Below are 17062 nucleotides of genomic sequence, written 5' to 3' on the forward strand. Positions count from 1 at the left end.
GCGGGCGTCGGATGTTGCCTTGGCGGTCGACTTCGCGAAGATACTGAAGGCGCTGGTCGACAAGGACCAGCCGCAACTGGTGAGCTTCGATGAAGCTGTAAGGGCAGCGAAAGTTGCGGCAGAACAGCGAGGGCTCGAATCAATAGAAGCGGGCATCCCAAGCATTCGGAACACGCAAAAAGGCGCTCGCACCGGAGTCGACCGTAATCAATCCGCGGCGCCTGCAAGAAAGGGGAAATGCACTAGCCGAGCGGGTGTCTGAAAGTCACCAATGCTGGCTGCATCCAATCGTCCGCCGTTATCGACAGTCGAGCTTGTAGGAAAAGACGTGCTGGGCCCAACTCTCCATCAGCGGCCGTCGCTGCTCCAGCAGATCAGTGCGGTGGTACGCCGCCTCGACCTTGTTTGCCACGGTGTGGGCGAGTGCACGTTCGGCAAGGTCCCGAGCGTAACCCTGCTCGCTAGCCCAATCGCGGAAGCTGGAGCGGAAGCCGTGGGCGGTCGCAAATCTCCCGGTGGTATCGCTCTCTGCTTTGACGCGGCGGAGCAACGCGGTCAGCGTCATATCGCTCAAGACTTTTTCCCGCGGAGAGGGGAAGACTAGAACGTCGTGCAGCTTGATTTTCTTGAGAGTCTTAACAAGTGTTAACGCGTGCTCGGACAGGGGGACTCGATGTAATTCTTTCGCCTTCATGCGCTGGGCAGGGATTGTCCAGACGCCGGCATGCAGGTCAAACTCGTCCCATGTCGCACCGCGGACCTCGCCGCTTCGCGTTGCGGTTAGGATCAGGAGCAGGAGGGCAGAGCGGGTGCTGTCGCCCGGTCCATGAGTTGTAAGGTGATCAGTGACGAATTTGGGTACGCGCCGCCAAGGCATAGCAGGTTGGTGCTCTGCCTTGCTCGACTGTTTGGGCAAAATGTGATCGATAACGCCGACTGGGTTCGCTGCAATGTAGCCATGCGCGCACGCCCACTGCATGACGGCGTGCATCCGTTGCCGAGTGCGGCTCGCAGTTTCCGCCTTCGTTAGCCAGATCGGCCGCAGGACGTCCGCACAGTCGCCGGGGCTGATTGCATCGAGTTTGCGGTTTCCCAGTTTCGGGAACACGTAGGTTTCGAGCGTGCTGATCCACTGCGCGGCATGCTTCTCATTCTTCCAACCGGGTTTGAGTTCTTCGTGAACCTTGCGAGCAGCTTTCTCGAACGTGAGTTCGGCTGCGGCGACGACGGCAGCCTCGCGTTCCCGATTTCGTTGCTCGATCGGGTCCGCCCCACTATCGATGAGCTTGCGCATGGCAAGCGCCTTTTCGCGTGCTTCGGCGATCGACGTCTCTGGATAGATGCCGAGACCGGCGTCGCGTCGCTTGCCCGTCACCGGGCTGGTGAAGCGCAAGATCCATTTGCAGCCGGATTTGGACGGTACCAGCATCAGTCCGGTGACCTTTCCGTCGAAGGCCGGCTTGTCGTCCGGCTTTAGTGCTTTCGCTTGTTTGTCGGTTAGCATCGATTTTCTAGCCCATCATTCAGCCCATCAGCAAGCGCTGGATGGGGTTGGAAGGTGCTAGCGTAAATTGGATGCTTGGACAGTGCAAGTGTTTGAATTATTGGGAGATGTTTGGATGGGGTTGGATCGGGTTGGGACCGGATTTGGCGGCCTCCGTCTCCGCCAATAGGCGGTGACAAAGCCCCGCGAGTTCTCGGACTTGCGGGGCTTTTTCTTTTTGGGCGGCGGGTGTATCGCACGCATCTGCTGTGGGTGCTCCTAGAATCCCCTAGGAGCTGCGGCCAGAAAACGGATGCGCATCTTCGTTCGAGACCTCTCAGGAGCCTTGGTATCCGCCAGCGCGCCGTTTTCGGCTGCAGTCTCGGTCCGTTGGAGAATCTCGGCGATACTGCTCTTCTGCAGAGTCACCACCTTCGGGCGCATTCTGCTTGATGCGTTCAAAGCCATAGAATCCCCCTTCACGACTGCCCGTAACAGTAAGGCCATCTCGTAAAGGCCATATCATCTCGACACAGATTCAGACCAAAAGAATCGCGCCGCCGCGCTCGCCACGAGACGCGCGCCAGTGTTACGTGAATATCGAATTGACGATTCGTTGCTGGCTCAGCCGGCAGTGCATGGGAGTTGCAGATCGGGGCGTTCTTTCTTTGGGCGTGCCCAGGACGCGAAGCCGCTTCTCAAGGCGGTTTGCAACTTCCGCTGGCGACATCCCCTCTGGCAACGCCCTACGGCGCCTTCGCCCCACATGCACGAATGACCAACGCCACGACTTCCTCGGTCAACGCTTCGAATGCTTTCTTCGACAACGCACGCTTACCCGAAAGCGTTTTGATCTGCGCATCGAAATCGGCGTAATGCTGCGTGACCGCCCAGATCATATAAAGCAATGCACGTGGATCCATCGGCGCGAGCAGCCCGCGCGCGATCCAATCGTTGATGACGACCACGCGCGATTCCATCCAGGGCTTCACGCGCTCCGACAGAATGTCCTGCATGTGCGTGGCGCCCTGAATGATCTCGCTGGCCCAGACCTTCGAGCCGAGCGGCCGGCGTTGCGAGAGCGCCATTTTCGCGCGCACGTATCCCCCGATCGCTTCGACGGGATTGTCGCTCGAATCGAACGTATCGGCCGCGCAATGCCATTCCTCGAACACGTCGTCGAGCACTCTGCGGTAGAGCGCGAGCTTGGTCGGAAAGTAGTAGTGCACGTTGGCCTTCGGCACACCGGCACGCTCGGCAATCATCGCCGTGCTCGCGCCTTCGAACCCGCGCTCGGCAAACACGGCCTCGGCGCAAGCGAGCAGATGCGCTTCGTTGGACAGGCGGATATGCGCCTTGCGGCGTCGCAACATCGGTTCATCCGAAGGCGCGTCGGAATGCTCGGTCATGTCTGCCTGCCGATCGTCGGTCTTCATGAAAGGGCCTTCTTCAATGATCTGCCGTATCTGATCCGATTGTAGTCGCAACGTTGCAAGGAGCGCCTGAAACTGCGCCCATCGATGCGAACGCGAGCGGTCTCGCCCACAAGCTAAAAAGAAAACATTGAATTGTCGATGCCAATGTTCTAAAACCTGTCCAGTTGGACAGGATTCGAGATGCGATGAAGCGCGTACTTCAATACGCGGTTCCCAAGCGATAGTTAGGCCTGCTAATGGTGCGATTTCGATAAGGAGCGCAACCGATGAGCACGAGTGCAATGACGGAGCGGGGCATCGATTCGTCGGTGAAAGTCAACGGCCGGCGTCTGTGGGACAGCCTGATGACGATGGCCAAGATCGGCGCGACAGCGAAAGGCGGGGTGTGTCGGCTTGCGTTGACCGATCTCGATCGGCAAGGCCGCGACGTGATCGTCGGCTGGGCGAAGGAGGCCGGTTGCACGGTCAGCGTCGATCAGATGGGCAACGTCTTCATGCGGCGTGCCGGCCGCCATGGAGAAGCCGCCCCGGTCATGACCGGTTCCCACGCCGATTCGCAGCCCACCGGCGGCCGTTTCGACGGCATCTACGGTGTGCTCGGCGGGCTCGAAGTCATTCGCACGCTCAACGATCATCGCATCGAAACGGAGCATCCGGTCGAGGCCGTCATCTGGACCAACGAGGAAGGTTCGCGCTTCGCCCCGGCGATGGTGGCCTCGGGCGTATTCGCCGGTGTCTTCACGCTCGAATACGGGCTCTCGCGCAAGGATATCGAGGGCAAGACGATCGGGGAGGAGTTGCAGCGGATCGGCTATGCCGGCGAAATACCCTGCGGCGGAAGGCCGATCCACGCGGCGTTCGAATTGCACATCGAGCAGGGCCCGATTCTCGAAGCCGAACGCAAGACGATCGGTGTCGTCACCGATGCGCAGGGGCAGAGGTGGTATGAAGTCGTGCTGACCGGGCAGGAGGCCCATGCGGGTCCCACGCCGATGCCGCGCCGCCGCGATGCGCTGCTCGGTGCGGCGCGCGTCGTCGACCTCGTCAACCGGATCGGGTTTGCTCATGCACCGCTGGCCTGCGCAACGGTCGGCATGATGCAAGTCCATCCGAATTCGCGCAACGTCATTCCGGGGCGCGTGTTCTTCACCGTCGATTTTCGCCATCCCGACGACGCCGTGCTCGCACAAATGGACGCCGAACTGCGTCAGGGCGTGGCCGACATCGCAGGCGGCATCGGTCTCGAAACCGCCCTCGAGCAGATCTTTTACTACGCCCCCGTTGCTTTCGATCGCGCCTGCGTCGAGTCGGTCAGGCGCGCTACGCAGCGCTTCGGATACTCGCATCGAGACATGGTGTCGGGCGCCGGACACGATGCCTGCTATCTCGCACAGGTCGCGCCGACGTCGATGGTGTTCGTCCCCTGCGTCGACGGCATCAGCCATAACGAAATCGAGGATGCCACGCCCGAGTGGATCGAGGCAGGTGCGAACGTGCTGCTGCACGCGATGCTCGAGCGCGCGTGCGAGCCGGCCTGAGGGATACGGTCCCAACGGCCACCGGTTTTTGTTTTCCGTTTCTCGTTGTCCTGTCGTCTTTCCTGGGAAGGAGCGAGCATGACTATCAAGAAAACCGGCGATATTTCCGCCGGCCGGCGCGACGCGGCCCAATTGGCTTGCGAGTTTGCCGATATCGCGCCGCTCATGAACCCCGCTCAGGCCGCGATCGCGGCGAGCCGCTGCCACTATTGCTACGACGCGCCGTGCGTTCATGCTTGCCCGACGCAAATCGATATCCCGGGTTTCATTCGTAAGATCGGCAACGGCAATCTGAAGGGCGCGGCACGCGACATCCTATCGGCCAATCCGCTCGGCGGCATGTGCGCACGGGTTTGCCCGACCGAGATTCTTTGCGAAGGCGCATGCGTTCGAAATCATCAGGACAACGAACCGGTTCAAATCGGTGCGCTTCAGCGGCATGCGACCGACTGGGCCATGGCTAAAGGCGAGCCGCTTTTCGCGCGCGCACCCGATACGGGGCGCCGCATCGCGGTGGTCGGCGCCGGCCCGGCTGGGCTCGCTTGTGCGCATCGTCTTGCTTTGTCGGGCCACCGCGTGACGATTTTCGATGCGCATACGAAGCCCGGCGGCCTCAATGAGTACGGCATTGCGGCTTACAAAACCGTCGACGAGTTCGCGCAACGCGAGGTGCAATGGCTGCTGTCGGTCGGCGGCATCGAATGGCGGGCGGGTGCGGCGCTTGGGCGCGACATCAGTCTCGCCGATCTGCGCCAACAGCACGACGCGGTGTTTCTGGCCGTGGGCCTCGCCGGCGTCAAGGCACTCGATATCGCGGGCGAATCGCTCGCCGGTGTCGAGGATGCCATCGCGTTCATCGGGCGGCTGCGCCAGGCAAGCGATAAGTCGACAGTGCCGGTCGGCCGTCGCGTGGTGGTCATCGGCGGCGGCAACACGGCCGTCGACGCCGCCGTGCAAAGCCGCAAGCTCGGCGCGCAGACCGTAACGATGGTCTACCGGCGTGGCGTTGAAGCGATGAGCGCGACGTGGGCCGAGCGGGAATTCGCGCAGAAGCAGGGCGTGACGCTCATGCTGCATGCAAGGCCGCTGCGGCTTATCGCCGACGACCAGGGGCAGCATGTAGCCGGTGTCGAATTCGAGCGCACCGGCGAGGACGAAACAGGTCGCCTGGTCGGTACGGGAGAGCGGTTCACCGTGGAGGCCGACATGGTACTGAAGGCGATCGGGCAGACGCTCGTCGCCGACGGCATCGATCGCGACATCCTCGCGCTCGATGGCGGGCGCATCGCCGTCGACGATGAGCGCCGCACCTCGCTCGCGCAGGTCTGGGCCGGCGGCGACTGCGCCACGCACGAAGGTCTCGATCTGACCGTACAGGCCGTGCAGGACGGCAAGCTCGCGGCCGAATCGATGGATCGCGATTTTGCCCGCACTGCTAAGCACGCGGCCTGACGCACTGAGTTCGACCTCTGCTTTTCGCCGTCAGGTTTCAGCTTTCAGTCTTCAGCTTTCGCCACACGGAGCCGACCATGGCCGATCTTCGCTGCACCATTGCGGGCATTTCATCGCCGAATCCGTTCTGGCTGGCCTCGGCCCCGCCGACCGACAAAGCCTACAACGTCAACCGCGCCTTCGAGGCGGGCTGGGGCGGCGTGGTCTGGAAGACGCTCGGCCTAGACCCGCACGTCGTCAACGTCAGTTCGCGCTACGGCGCCGTGGAATGGAACGGGCAGCGGATCGCGGGCTTGAACAATATCGAGTTGATCACGGATCGCCCGCTCGAGGTCAATCTGCAAGAGATCGCGCAGGTCAAACGCGATTGGCCGGACCGCGCGCTGATCGTTTCGCTGATGGTTCCCTGCAACGAGCAGGACTGGAAGTGGATACTGCCGCAGGTCGAGGACACAGGCGCCGATGCCGTCGAACTGAATTTCGGCTGTCCACACGGCATGAGCGAGCGCGGCATGGGTTCGGCCGTCGGCCAGGTGCCCGAATACATCGAAATGGTGACGCGCTGGGTCAAGGAGGGCACGCGACTACCGTGTCTCGTCAAGCTGACGCCGAACATCACCGACATCCGCCTCGGCTCGCGCGCTGCGTTCAAAGGCGGTGCCGACGGCGTATCGCTGATCAACACGATCAATTCGATCGTCGCAGTCGACCTCGATCAGATGGCGCCGATGCCGACGGTCGACGGCAAGGGCACGCACGGCGGCTACTGTGGCCCGGCGGTGAAGCCGATCGCATTGAACATGGTCGCCGAAATCGCACGCGACACGGAGACGCCAGGGTTGCCGATTTCGGGCATCGGCGGCATCACGACCTGGCGCGATGCCGCCGAGTTCATCGTGCTCGGCGCGGGCAGCGTGCAAGTGTGCACGGCCGCGATGCATTACGGTTTTAGGATCGTTTCCGATCTTGCCGACGGCCTCTCGAACTGGATGGACGAGAAGGGTTACGCGACACTCGACGACGTGCGTGGCCGTGCCGTGCCGAACGTGACCGACTGGAAGTACCTGAACATGAGTTACGACATCAAGGCCCGCATTGACCAGTCGCGCTGCATCCAATGCGGGCTTTGCCATATCGCCTGCGAGGACACTTCGCACCAGGCGATTACGCGGGAGAAGGATGGGGTGCGTCATTTCGAGGTCATCGACGACCAGTGCGTCGGGTGCAATCTTTGCATGCACGTCTGCCCGGTCGAGCGATGCATCACGATGGAGCGCGTCGACAGTGGCGCTTATTCGAACTGGACGACGCATCCGAACAACCCGGCGCGCACGCAGGACGAGGCGGGCCTTCCTGCGCAAGCGGCCTGACTCGAGTCCGGACGCGCCGCATCAGACGGCGCGCGGGCCATTTGACATTCCATACGTGCGGATCGCACGGAGGCGACGACGGGAGAAAGGGATGAATCAGTCTGTAGGAAGCAGCGATGCGCTGATGCAGCCGGGCCTGACTGCGAGTGCGCTCTACAACGAGGATCTCGCACCGACGGATCCCGCCAAGCGCACCTGGAGGTGGTATCACTTCGCGGCGCTATGGGTCGGCATGGTGATGAACATCGCGTCGTACATGCTGGCCGCTGGGCTGACCGATCAGGGCATGTCGCCGTGGCAAGCGGTGCTGACCGTGCTGCTCGGCAACGTGATCGTGCTCGTGCCGATGCTGCTGATCGGCCATGCCGGCGCCAAGCATGGGATCCCTTACGCGGTGCTCGTGCGGGCGTCGTTCGGCACGCACGGTGCAAAGCTGCCCGCGCTGTTGCGCGCGATCGTTGCCTGCGGCTGGTACGGGATTCAGACCTGGCTAGGCGGCAGCGCAATCTATACGCTGCTCAACATCCTGACGGGCAACGCGTTGCAAGGCGCGCCGATCGCGGTGCTCGGCATCTCGGCGGGGCAGGCAGCGTGCTTTTTGTTCTTCTGGGCTATCCAGATCTACTTCATCGTCAACGGCACCGATTCGATCCGCTGGCTCGAAAGCTGGTCTGCGCCGATCAAAGTCGTGATGTGCGTGGCGCTCGTTTGGTGGGCGACTTCCAAGGCGGGCGGCGTCGGCTCGATGCTGTCGACGCCGTCGCAGTTCGTCGCGGGCGGCAAGAAAGCGGGGCAGTTCTGGGCGACGTTCTGGCCGGGTTTGACGGCGATGGTCGGCTTCTGGGCCACGCTGGCACTGAACATTCCGGACTTCACGCGCTTTGCGCGCACGCAGCGAGATCAGATGGTGGGGCAGGCGATCGGCCTACCCGCGCCGATGGCGCTGCTTTCCGTGATCTCGGTTGTGGTGACCTCGGCCACGGTCGTCATCTACGGCAAGGCGATCTGGGACCCGATCGACCTCACGAGCCGCATGACGGGCATCGGCGTCGGCGTTGCGCTCATCATCCTCACGCTCGATACGATGTGCTGCAACCTCGCGGCCAATCTCGTCGGCCCCGCTTACGACTTTTCGAGCCTCTGGCCTAGAGCGGTGTCATACAAGACAGGCGGCCTCATCACGGCGACGATCGCGATCGTGATGATGCCGTGGAAAATCCTGGCCACCACCCACGGCTACATTTTCACGTGGCTCGTCGGGTATTCGGCGCTGCTCGGCCCGGTCGCGGGCATCATGATGATCGATTACTTCTTAGTGCGTCGCACGCGGCTCGATCATGGCGAGCTTTTCGACGAGCACGGCGAGTATGCGTACACGGGCGGCTGGAATCTCGCCGCCGTCGCCGCGCTCCTGGTGGGCGTGCTGCCGAATCTGCCCGGCTTTCTCAATACCGCTTTTCCGTCTTCATTTCCGAATGTGCCCGACGTGTTCAAGGGCCTCTATACGTATGCCTGGTTCGTCGGGCTCGTGTTGGCGGCGCTCGTCTATGGCGTTTGGATGAAGCTCGGCAATCGGGCGAGCCCGCGCATCGCCCGGGCGTAGGGAACTTGGCACGAGCGCTGGCACTAGCATTCATCGACGGTACTGCATGAGATAGGAGGTTTCGACATGGCAATCCTGATTCGCGGCGGCGCCGTGGTCGACGCAAACGACACCTACCGGGCCGACGTGCTGTGTCACGACAGCGGGGCCGGCGGCACGATCGCGCAGATCGGCCCCGATCTAGACGTGCCGCCCGGTGCAACCGTGATCGACGCGGGCGGCCAGTACGTGATGCCGGGCGGCATCGATCCGCACACCCACATGGAGTTGCCGTTCATGGGCACGCGGGCGAGCGACGATTTCTTCACGGGCACCGCGGCCGGGCTGGCGGGCGGCACGACGAGCATCATCGATTTCGTGATTCCGAACCCGCGCCAGCCGCTTATGGGCGCATTCGAGGATTGGCGCGGCTGGGCCGAGAAGGCGGCGGCCGATTATGGCTTTCATGTGGCGGTGACTTGGTGGGACGAATCCGTTCATCGCGACATGGGGACGCTCGTGCACGAGCATGGGGTCTCGAGCTTCAAGCACTTCATGGCCTACAAAAACGCGATCATGGCCGATGACGAAGTGCTTGTGAACAGTTTCATGCGCGCGCTCGAACTCGGTGCACTGCCAACGGTGCATGCCGAGAACGGCGAACTCGTGTTCCGCCTGCAGCGCGAACTGCTCGCTCGCGGCTTCACGGGGCCCGAAGCGCATCCGCTGTCGCGCCCGCCCGAGGTCGAAGGCGAGGCGGCGAACCGAGCGATACGGATCGCACAGGTGCTGGGCGTGCCGGTCTATATCGTGCACGTGTCGGCGAAGGATGCGCTCGATGCAATCATCCGCGCGCGCAGCGAAGGCCAGCGCGTGTTCGGCGAAGTGCTCGCCGGTCATCTCGTCATCGACGAATCGGTCTACCGGGATACTGACTGGGGGCGTGCGGCCGCCCACGTCATGAGCCCGCCGTTTCGCACGCAGGCGCATCGCGATGCGCTCTGGCATGGGTTGCAGGCCGGCCATCTGCAGACGACGGCAACCGACCATTGCGTGTTCTGCGCATCGCAGAAGGCGATGGGGCGGGACGATTTCACGAAGATTCCGAACGGATGCGGCGGCGTGGAGGATCGCATGGCCGTGCTTTGGCATTTCGGCGTCAACATGGGGCGACTCACGCCGAACGAGTTCGTGCGCGTGACGTCGACCAACGCCGCGCAGATCTTCAATCTCTATCCGCGAAAAGGGGCGGTTGTGCAGGGAGGCGATGCCGATCTCGTGGTTTGGGATCCGCAGAGGACCCGGACGATTTCGGTGGCGACCCATCATCAGAACGTCGATTTCAACGTGTTCGAGGGCATCACGGTCAAGGGCGTGCCCACGCATACGATCGCGCGCGGCGAGTTGGCATGGGCCGATGGCGATCTGCGAGCGGAGCGCGGGCGTGGCCGTTATTTGAAGCGGCCGCCCAATCCCGCCTATTTCGAGGCCACGCGCGTGGCGAACCGGCTCAAGGAACCAGAGCCGGTGGCGCGCTGAAAAGCGCAAGCGTGCGTTGATGGATTGTTAAGGAGCGTTGCCGGCGAAACATGAAGGGCGCGTGATTCAGGTCTCATGCGTCCGTCCAATGTCAGCTTTCTTGTCCGAGTGCATTCGCGCGGGCGAAGTGCACTTGGGCTTTTCTGCTGACCCATCTGAACTGCGGACTTCCGCACCTAGGCCACATTGCCGCCGACAGCTGCTGATACTGTTGCGCTAGTGCGCGGAAGTCTTCGCTGAGGTCGTCACGAAGCCCTTGTTCGTGCATGAGCCGTTCGATCTCCGATTGCGGTAGCTTGAAGCCCGAGGCCACGGCGAAGTCATGAGCTTTCGCGTATTCGCCCAGGAGGTTGCGCGCAACCGTATTGGGATTGCGAACGCCGAACGCCCTTAACCTGCGAATGGCGTCCGGCTGCGTACATTCCCGCGCGGTGTACAAAAGCTGTACGAGAAGGCCGGACCATAAACCTAGGAGATCGAGGTTCTTCTCGTTGTTCGGCCAGGGCTCCATTTTTACTTGCCCCCTTGGACTTTGCCATCAGGCAAGTGCGGGTTCGGCTTCGCGGATCGCGGGAGCGCTCGCCGTCGGCTCGACAGTGCTGCGGATCAAATAGTCGAAGGCACCCAAAGACGCTTTCGCGCCTTCCCCGACGGCGATGACGATTTGCTTGAATGGGGTCGTCGTCACGTCGCCGGCCGCGAACACGCCCGGCAGCGAGGTTGCCCCCTTGGCATCGACCACGATCTCGCCACGCGGCGACAACTCGACCGTTCCCTTCAACCATTCAGTGTTGGGCACGAGCCCGATTTGCACGAACACGCCTTCGAGTTCGACGCGCGTCGGTTCGTCCGAGCGCAGGTCTTTGTAGACCAGAGCCGTTACTTTGCCGCCGTCGCCTTCGATCTGCGTCGTCTGTGCTCGCGTCACCACGGTCACGTTCACAAGGCTGCGCAGCTTACGCTGCAGCACTTCGTCCGCGCGCAGGCTTTCGCCGTACTCGAGCAGGGTGACTTCGCGCACGATGCCGGCAAGATCGATTGCCGCTTCGACCCCCGAGTTTCCGCCGCCGATAACGGCCACGCGTTTGCCTTTGAAAAGCGGGCCGTCGCAGTGCGGGCAGTACGCCACGCCCCGATTGCGGTATTCGCGCTCTCCGGGCACGCCGATCTCGCGCCAACGCGCACCGGTCGCCAGCACGACGGTTTTCGCTCTGAGCACCGCGCCGTTGGCGAGGTGAATTTCGTTGATCTTGCCGGGCACGAGCGCTTCGGCGCGCTGCGTGTCCATGATGTCGACTTCGTAGTGCTTGACGTGCTCTTCGAGCGCCACGGCGAACTTCGGTCCTTCCGTTTCCTGTACCGAGACGAAGTTCTCGATCGCGAGCGTATCGAGCACCTGGCCGCCGAAGCGCTCGGCGGCTACACCCGTTGCGATACCCTTGCGCGCCGCGTAGATGGCGGCCGCGGCGCCGGCGGGCCCGCCGCCGACGATCAGCATGTCGAACACCGGTTTGTTCTCGAGCGCCTTGGCTGCCTTCGCACCGGCGTTGTTGTCGAGCTTCGCGAGAATCTCCTTCACGCCGCTGCGGCCCTGCCCAAATACTTCACCGTTGAGAAACATCGTCGGCACGGCCATGATCTGCCGCGACTCGACCTCGCCCTGAAACAGCGCGCCGTCGATCGCGACATGACGGATACGCGGATTGATGAGCGCCATCACATTCAGCGCCTGGACGACTTCGGGACAATTCTGGCAACTGAGCGAGAAATACGTTTCGAACACGTAATTGCCGTCGAGCTCGCGAATGTGTTCGATGACCGCTTCGTCGAGCTTCACCGGGTGGCCGCCCACTTGCAGCAACGCGAGCACGAGCGACGTAAACTCGTGTCCCATCGGGATGCCCGCAAACCGAATGCCGGCGGCCTTGCCCGGCTCGCCGATCGAAAACGACGGCTTGCGCTCGTCATCGTCGCGGCGCTCGATCACGGCGACCCGATCGGTCAGCGATGCAATCTCGTTCAGCAGCGCCAGCAGCTCTTGCGATTTCGCCGAGTCATCGAGCGACGCGACGATCTCGATGGGCCGCGTGACATGGTTCAGATACGTTTTCAGTTGGGTCTTGAGATTGGCGTCGAGCATGGCTTATCCGGTGTTTCTTGTGGGTGCGTAACGGCGGGGCGTAACGGCGATGGGCAGCACGCGACGCCATCGTGCCGGTGGCGTCGCATTGCGCCGTAGCGAACGGCTTAGATCTTGCCGATGAGGTCGAGCGACGGCGTCAGCGTTTCAGCGCCCGGCGTCCACTTCGCGGGGCATACCTCACCCGGGTGAGCGGCAATGTGTTGCGCGGCTTGCACCTTGCGCAGCAGCTCCGCGGCATCGCGGCCGATACCGTTGTCATGCACTTCGCACAGCTTGATCTGACCTTCCGGATTGATCACGAACGTGCCGCGCAGCGCCAAGCCTTCTTCTTCGATGAGGACATCGAAGTTTTGGGCGATCGCGCGGGTCGGATCGGCGATCATCGGGTACTTGATCTTGCCGATGGTGTCCGACGTGTCGTGCCACGCCTTGTGCGTGAAGTGCGTGTCGGTCGACACGCTGTAGATCTCAACGCCGATTTTCTGGAATTCGGCATAACGGTCGGCCAGATCTCCGAGCTCGGTCGGACACACGAACGTAAAGTCCGCCGGGTAGAAGAAGACGACGGACCACTTGCCCTTGAAGCTTTCGTCCGTGACAGTCACGAAATCGCCATTGTGATATGCGGTGGCCTTGAACGGCTTGACTTGACTGTTGATGATCGGCATTTCGCGTAAATCCTCTGGTTGGGTTGGAAAGTGAGTGAAGTATGGCTCTATGCTATCGATTCGTGAAGTTGATTGAATTTATATATCAAATAGGGACGGGCTATCGTGCCCATTGAACCCGCCGCTCCGGCTCGCGGATCGATGGGGAATGACTTCAATATGAGAGAGGAAAAAGAAGTTGAAGAACAGACACGACGATGGCAGTGCGGGCGATGCGAACTACGGGGCGATCGGCGTTGACTACACGGTTTACCGGAAGCCTGATCCGCACATTGAGGGATTCATAGCGGAGGCACTCGTTGACGCTCGCTCCGTGCTCAACGTCGGAGCGGGTGCCGGATCCTATGAGCCGGTAAACCGGAATGTCACAGCAGTCGAACCGTCCGCGTCGATGCGCGCTCAGCGGCCCGCTCACTTGCCGGTTGCGATAGACGCCGTCGCACAAAGCCTACCCTTTGCCGACCGCTCCTTCGACGCGAGTATGGCGACCTTCACGGTCCATCAATGGCCCGACCTCAAAGCGGGACTCGCCGAAATGCGGCGTGTCACCTCGGGCCCTGTTCTGATCTTGACGTGCGATCCTGCTCGCCTCGAGAACTCGTGGTTGGCCGAATATGCGCCGGAGATGATTGCCGTCGAGGCAAGACGATATCCCCCGATCTCCGAGATCGTGGAAGGATTGGGCGGTGAAGCGGACGTGGTTTCCGTGCAAATCCCCTTGGATTGCACGGACGGGTTCAGCGAAGCCTACTACGGTAGGCCGGAGCGGTTGCTCGAGCCCGGGGCTCGGCGAGCGAATTCCGCATGGAGCTTTGTCGATCCCGCAGTTGAACCGCTCTTTGTGAAGCGATTGAGCGGCGATCTCGACGATGGAACATGGGATGCCAAGTATGGATTTCTCCGGGCGCAACCGCATTTCGATGGGTCGTTGCGGCTAATCGTTGGCAAAGCATGATGCGCCTGTGATCGGGATCTCGGCCGCGCAGGGCACATGAAGTGTCGCGCGCAGGCCGGAATGGCCTGGGCGGTTCGAGAGAACGAGTCGGCCGTGGACTCTCTGCGCGATTGCCGCGACGATGGCTAGCCCTAGGCCGCTGCCTTCCGAATCGTTGTGTCCGCGCCAGAACCGGCGTGGAGCATCGGCAATCTGAGCGTCGCTCATGCCGGGGCCGTTGTCTTCGATGGAGAAGGCGACGGCGCAGGCGTCATCGCTCGATACCGTAAAAACAACGGGTGCGGTTTCGGGCGAATAGCGCAGCGCGTTGTTTAATAGATTGCGCAGCGCCGTGGCGAGCAGCAGCTCGGGGATGGCGGCATCGAGCGGTTGCGCGAGCATGCTATTGAGGGTGACGCGATGCAGCCCGCCCCGTGCGCTACCACCCAATTCGTCGAACACACTCGCAGCCGTCATCTGCGCATCGCAACGATCCTCGGTAGTTGAGGAACCTACCGATGTTTCCACGCGAGCAAGCCAAAGCAGCTGATCCAAGACATGCTGCATGCGCCGCACATCCGATTGCGCGAGGTCGAGTGAGGTGCCGACTTCGGGGGGATTGGAACGCGCATCAATGGCCATCTGCAGTATCTGCAGATGCAATTTGACGCCCGCGAGCGGCGTTCGAAGTTCGTGTGCGGCGGCATCGGTGAATTGGCGCTCGCGCACCACGGCCATCGACATTCGCGAAACCAACTGCTCGATGGTGTCGGTCAGCGGCTTTAGCTCGGAAGGCACACGCGGAAACGAAATCGGATGATCGTCGCCTGGAGCACGTGCGGCCACGATCTTTCGGATGCGCTCGAGCGGCGCCAGCCCGCGAGACACGCCGATCCAGATCATTGCTATAACGCCGAGAATGGCTATCGAGAACGGCACGAGCGCGGTGAACGCCAGATCGCGTATCAGCATCGAGCGAACCGACATGCGATCCGCAGTCGTGACGCGCAGGTTGCCGACGACGAGCGAATAGGCGCGCCAGCGTTCGCCGGCGACCGCTTGGGTGGACAGGCCCGGCGCGAGGTCGCCCCAGTGAGGGCTGTCGGCGGAGCGGGCGATGGTCCGGACGACCTTCCCGGCGCTCAGCAAACTGATCTCGCACGACTCGCTATCGGTGCGGCTTGCGTGAGCCTGCGGGGCCGCCACCGCCTTGCTCGCGAAGTCTTCACGCGCGCTTTCCGATTGCCTAGCCAGCATGCCGGCAACCATATGGGCCGATGCGGTAAGGCGCCGATCCAACGTGCGGGTCAGTTCGGTTTGGACGGCATGGAACAACCATAGGCTCATCGCACCGGTCAGCAGCACGGTGGAGATTCCGATAATGGCGAACAGCCTGAACCGGAGACTTCGGAGATCGGGCATCACTCGGCTTTCCCCAGACGGTAACCGATGCCTCGGACCGTTTCGACGATCTGCGCGCCGAACTTGCGCCGCAGGTGATGGATGTGAACGCTGAGCGCGTTGCTTTCGACACCGTCATCCGAGCCGTATAGATAGGCACGCAATTGATCGGCGCTGAATACCGCTTGCGGCTGTCGGAGCAGCACACCCAGCAGCACGGTCTCGCGGCGCGAGAGCACGACGGGTTCTTCATCGAGCCAGGCGGCACTGTCCGAAAGAGAAAAGCGTAGCCGCCCATGCTGCAACATGTTCTTGCTGACGGCGGTGGCTCGCCGAATGAGCGCGTGCACGCGGGCAATCAATTCGCCGAGATCGAATGGCTTGATCAGGTAGTCGTCGGCGCCGGAAGTCAATCCTTCAATCCGATGTTCAATAGCATCTCGCGCCGTTACGACCAGAATCGGCGTGGCGATTTCCTGTGCGCGCCAATCCTTCAGCACCTCCAGTCCATCCTGGTCCGGCAACCCGAGATCCAGTAGCACGAGGTCGAAGTGCTTTTCGCTCATGGCGATGTGCGAGCGTGCGGCCGAACTCACGCGCTCGACGGTCAATCCCGCCATGCGTAAGCCGGCGCTCATGCCGATGGCGAGCGAATGGTCGTCTTCGACGAGAAGAATGCGGAACATCGGATGCGTCTTGGTCAATTTCCGGATATGAGGTGCTTGCCATGGTAGCGGATCGCGCGTTAACCCACCGTTAACGCGGTCGCCTTATCGTCGGCGCTACTCGAACCCGCAGCGTTTCAATAAACAAAATGGAGGAAAGCAATGACTTTTCGAATCGGGCGCATCGCGTATGCGGTGGGGGCATTCACGCTGGTCGCGGGAGCATCGGCGTTGGTCGCGATGGCAGCGGAGCAGGGCGGCGATATGACGAAGCCTCCGCTCGAAATGGCCGGCGCAGGGCAGGTGAGCGCAGGCGTATTAGGGCAACTCGAACGAAGTCATTGGATCGCGGAGGGTAACCCCGACGCGAAGCGCATCGTCTACGTCTTCACGGATCCCAATTGTCCGTATTGCAACCGCTTGTGGGTGGATATGCAGCCATGGGTAAAAACGGGCAAGGTTCAGGTGCGCAATATCGTCGTCGGCATTTTGACGCCGACCAGCTATGGAAAGGCTGCCGCGCTATTGGAGGCTCAGCATCCGCGGCAAGCGCTTCATGACCACGAAGTGACCCAGTGCAAGGTCAATGCGCACAGTGAGCCGGGGCATATGAAGTCGCTCGATGCGACCGGCATCGCGCCGCTCACGACCATCGATGCAGCGACGAAGCAAAAGCTCGATGAAAACGCGAAGCTGATGACGGCACTCGGTATCGAAGGGACGCCCGCGATCTATTGGGAAGATGCAAACGGTCGGCTGCGGAGGTCGTTAGGTGCCCAATCTTCGCAACTGCCCGCTATTCTGGGTCCACAGTAGGAGTGGGAAACGACGAGGCTCGCCGCGACCGGCAC

14 protein-coding genes are annotated in these 17062 nt (G+C 61.9%); 7 read left to right on the forward strand and 7 right to left on the reverse strand.

What is annotated here, in order from left to right; genetic code table 11:
- Positions 1-298 precede the first annotated feature (298 nt).
- Positions 299-1504 carry a tyrosine-type recombinase/integrase gene (locus DWV00_RS07285; RefSeq protein WP_115532912.1) on the reverse strand — a complete coding sequence of 402 codons (1206 nt, stop codon included), beginning with the start codon at positions 1502-1504 and terminating at the stop codon, positions 299-301.
- A 725-nt stretch (positions 1505-2229) separates the two neighbouring features.
- Entirely contained in the window at positions 2230-2892 is a 663-nt protein-coding gene (locus tag DWV00_RS07295) for a TetR/AcrR family transcriptional regulator (RefSeq protein WP_425452732.1), read from the reverse strand.
- Positions 2893-3185: 293 nt separating this feature from the next.
- Between DWV00_RS07295 and DWV00_RS07300 the strand changes: the two genes are divergently transcribed.
- The 5 genes from DWV00_RS07300 to hydA all read left to right on the forward strand — a co-directional run bounded on the left by DWV00_RS07300 (position 3186) and on the right by hydA (position 10400).
- Positions 3186-4457: a Zn-dependent hydrolase gene (locus DWV00_RS07300; protein ID WP_115532915.1), complete on the forward strand. Its 1272-nt coding sequence runs from the start codon at positions 3186-3188 to the stop codon at positions 4455-4457.
- Between the two features lie 78 nt (positions 4458-4535).
- On the forward strand, positions 4536-5909 hold the full coding sequence (locus DWV00_RS07305) for an NAD(P)-dependent oxidoreductase (RefSeq protein WP_115532916.1): 1374 nt from the start codon (positions 4536-4538) through the stop codon (positions 5907-5909).
- 77 nt (positions 5910-5986) lie between these two features.
- Positions 5987-7279: an NAD-dependent dihydropyrimidine dehydrogenase subunit PreA gene (preA, locus tag DWV00_RS07310; protein WP_115532917.1), complete on the forward strand. Its 1293-nt coding sequence runs from the start codon at positions 5987-5989 to the stop codon at positions 7277-7279.
- A gap of 91 nt (positions 7280-7370) precedes the next feature.
- Positions 7371-8882: an NCS1 family nucleobase:cation symporter-1 gene (locus DWV00_RS07315; protein WP_115532918.1), complete on the forward strand. Its 1512-nt coding sequence runs from the start codon at positions 7371-7373 to the stop codon at positions 8880-8882.
- A 66-nt stretch (positions 8883-8948) separates the two neighbouring features.
- Complete coding sequence (gene hydA, locus DWV00_RS07320; RefSeq protein WP_115532919.1) at positions 8949-10400, forward strand: dihydropyrimidinase; 1452 nt, start codon at positions 8949-8951, stop codon at positions 10398-10400.
- A gap of 91 nt (positions 10401-10491) precedes the next feature.
- On the opposite strand, the gene DWV00_RS07325 is transcribed toward hydA, so the two are convergent.
- The 3 genes from DWV00_RS07325 to ahpC form a co-directional block, all read right to left on the reverse strand.
- The gene (locus DWV00_RS07325; protein ID WP_115532920.1) at positions 10492-10911 is read right to left on the reverse strand and encodes a hypothetical protein; all 420 of its coding nucleotides are present in this window, start codon (positions 10909-10911) and stop codon (positions 10492-10494) included.
- 27 nt (positions 10912-10938) lie between these two features.
- On the reverse strand, positions 10939-12540 hold the full coding sequence (gene ahpF, locus DWV00_RS07330; protein ID WP_115532921.1) for an alkyl hydroperoxide reductase subunit F: 1602 nt from the start codon (positions 12538-12540) through the stop codon (positions 10939-10941).
- A 107-nt stretch (positions 12541-12647) separates the two neighbouring features.
- Positions 12648-13211: an alkyl hydroperoxide reductase subunit C gene (gene ahpC / locus DWV00_RS07335; protein WP_115532922.1), complete on the reverse strand. Its 564-nt coding sequence runs from the start codon at positions 13209-13211 to the stop codon at positions 12648-12650.
- Positions 13212-13389: 178 nt separating this feature from the next.
- On the opposite strand from ahpC, the gene DWV00_RS07340 reads away from it, so the two are divergent.
- Positions 13390-14166, forward strand: a complete 777-nt coding sequence (locus tag DWV00_RS07340; RefSeq protein ID WP_115532923.1) for a class I SAM-dependent methyltransferase — start codon at positions 13390-13392, stop codon at positions 14164-14166.
- Here the strand turns inward: DWV00_RS07340 and DWV00_RS07345 are convergent.
- Entirely contained in the window at positions 14146-15567 is a 1422-nt protein-coding gene (locus DWV00_RS07345; RefSeq protein ID WP_115532924.1) for an ATP-binding protein, read from the reverse strand. The genes DWV00_RS07340 and DWV00_RS07345 overlap by 21 nt on opposite strands.
- The gene (locus DWV00_RS07350; protein ID WP_115532925.1) at positions 15567-16232 is read right to left on the reverse strand and encodes a response regulator; all 666 of its coding nucleotides are present in this window, start codon (positions 16230-16232) and stop codon (positions 15567-15569) included. The genes DWV00_RS07345 and DWV00_RS07350 overlap by 1 nt, the downstream gene beginning before the upstream one ends.
- Positions 16233-16373: 141 nt before the next feature.
- Here DWV00_RS07350 and dsbG point away from each other — a divergent pair, with 141 nt between their 5' ends.
- On the forward strand, positions 16374-17027 hold the full coding sequence (dsbG, locus tag DWV00_RS07355; RefSeq protein WP_115532926.1) for a thiol:disulfide interchange protein DsbG: 654 nt from the start codon (positions 16374-16376) through the stop codon (positions 17025-17027).
- Positions 17028-17062: the final 35 nt, after the last annotated feature.

The organism is Trinickia dinghuensis, from assembly GCF_003367175.1.
GTDB classification, from domain to species: Bacteria; Pseudomonadota; Gammaproteobacteria; order Burkholderiales; family Burkholderiaceae; genus Trinickia; species Trinickia dinghuensis.

Bases quoted from the DNA above. Each gene is read 5' to 3' on its own strand.
- DWV00_RS07300 (WP_115532915.1), top strand. From the start codon at position 3,186: ATGAGCACGAGTGCAATGACGGAGCGGGGCATCGATTCGTCGGTGAAA.
- DWV00_RS07345 (WP_115532924.1), bottom strand. From the start codon at position 15,567: ATGCCCGATCTCCGAAGTCTCCGGTTCAGGCTGTTCGCCATTATCGGA.
- dsbG (WP_115532926.1), top strand. From the start codon at position 16,374: ATGACTTTTCGAATCGGGCGCATCGCGTATGCGGTGGGGGCATTCACG.
- DWV00_RS07350 (WP_115532925.1), bottom strand. From the start codon at position 16,232: ATGTTCCGCATTCTTCTCGTCGAAGACGACCATTCGCTCGCCATCGGC.
- DWV00_RS07285 (WP_115532912.1), bottom strand. From the start codon at position 1,504: ATGCTAACCGACAAACAAGCGAAAGCACTAAAGCCGGACGACAAGCCG.
- DWV00_RS07305 (WP_115532916.1), top strand. From the start codon at position 4,536: ATGACTATCAAGAAAACCGGCGATATTTCCGCCGGCCGGCGCGACGCG.
- DWV00_RS07295 (WP_425452732.1), bottom strand. From the start codon at position 2,892: ATGACCGAGCATTCCGACGCGCCTTCGGATGAACCGATGTTGCGACGC.
- hydA (WP_115532919.1), top strand. From the start codon at position 8,949: ATGGCAATCCTGATTCGCGGCGGCGCCGTGGTCGACGCAAACGACACC.
- preA (WP_115532917.1), top strand. From the start codon at position 5,987: ATGGCCGATCTTCGCTGCACCATTGCGGGCATTTCATCGCCGAATCCG.
- ahpC (WP_115532922.1), bottom strand. From the start codon at position 13,211: ATGCCGATCATCAACAGTCAAGTCAAGCCGTTCAAGGCCACCGCATAT.
- DWV00_RS07315 (WP_115532918.1), top strand. From the start codon at position 7,371: ATGAATCAGTCTGTAGGAAGCAGCGATGCGCTGATGCAGCCGGGCCTG.
- ahpF (WP_115532921.1), bottom strand. From the start codon at position 12,540: ATGCTCGACGCCAATCTCAAGACCCAACTGAAAACGTATCTGAACCAT.
- DWV00_RS07325 (WP_115532920.1), bottom strand. From the start codon at position 10,911: ATGGAGCCCTGGCCGAACAACGAGAAGAACCTCGATCTCCTAGGTTTA.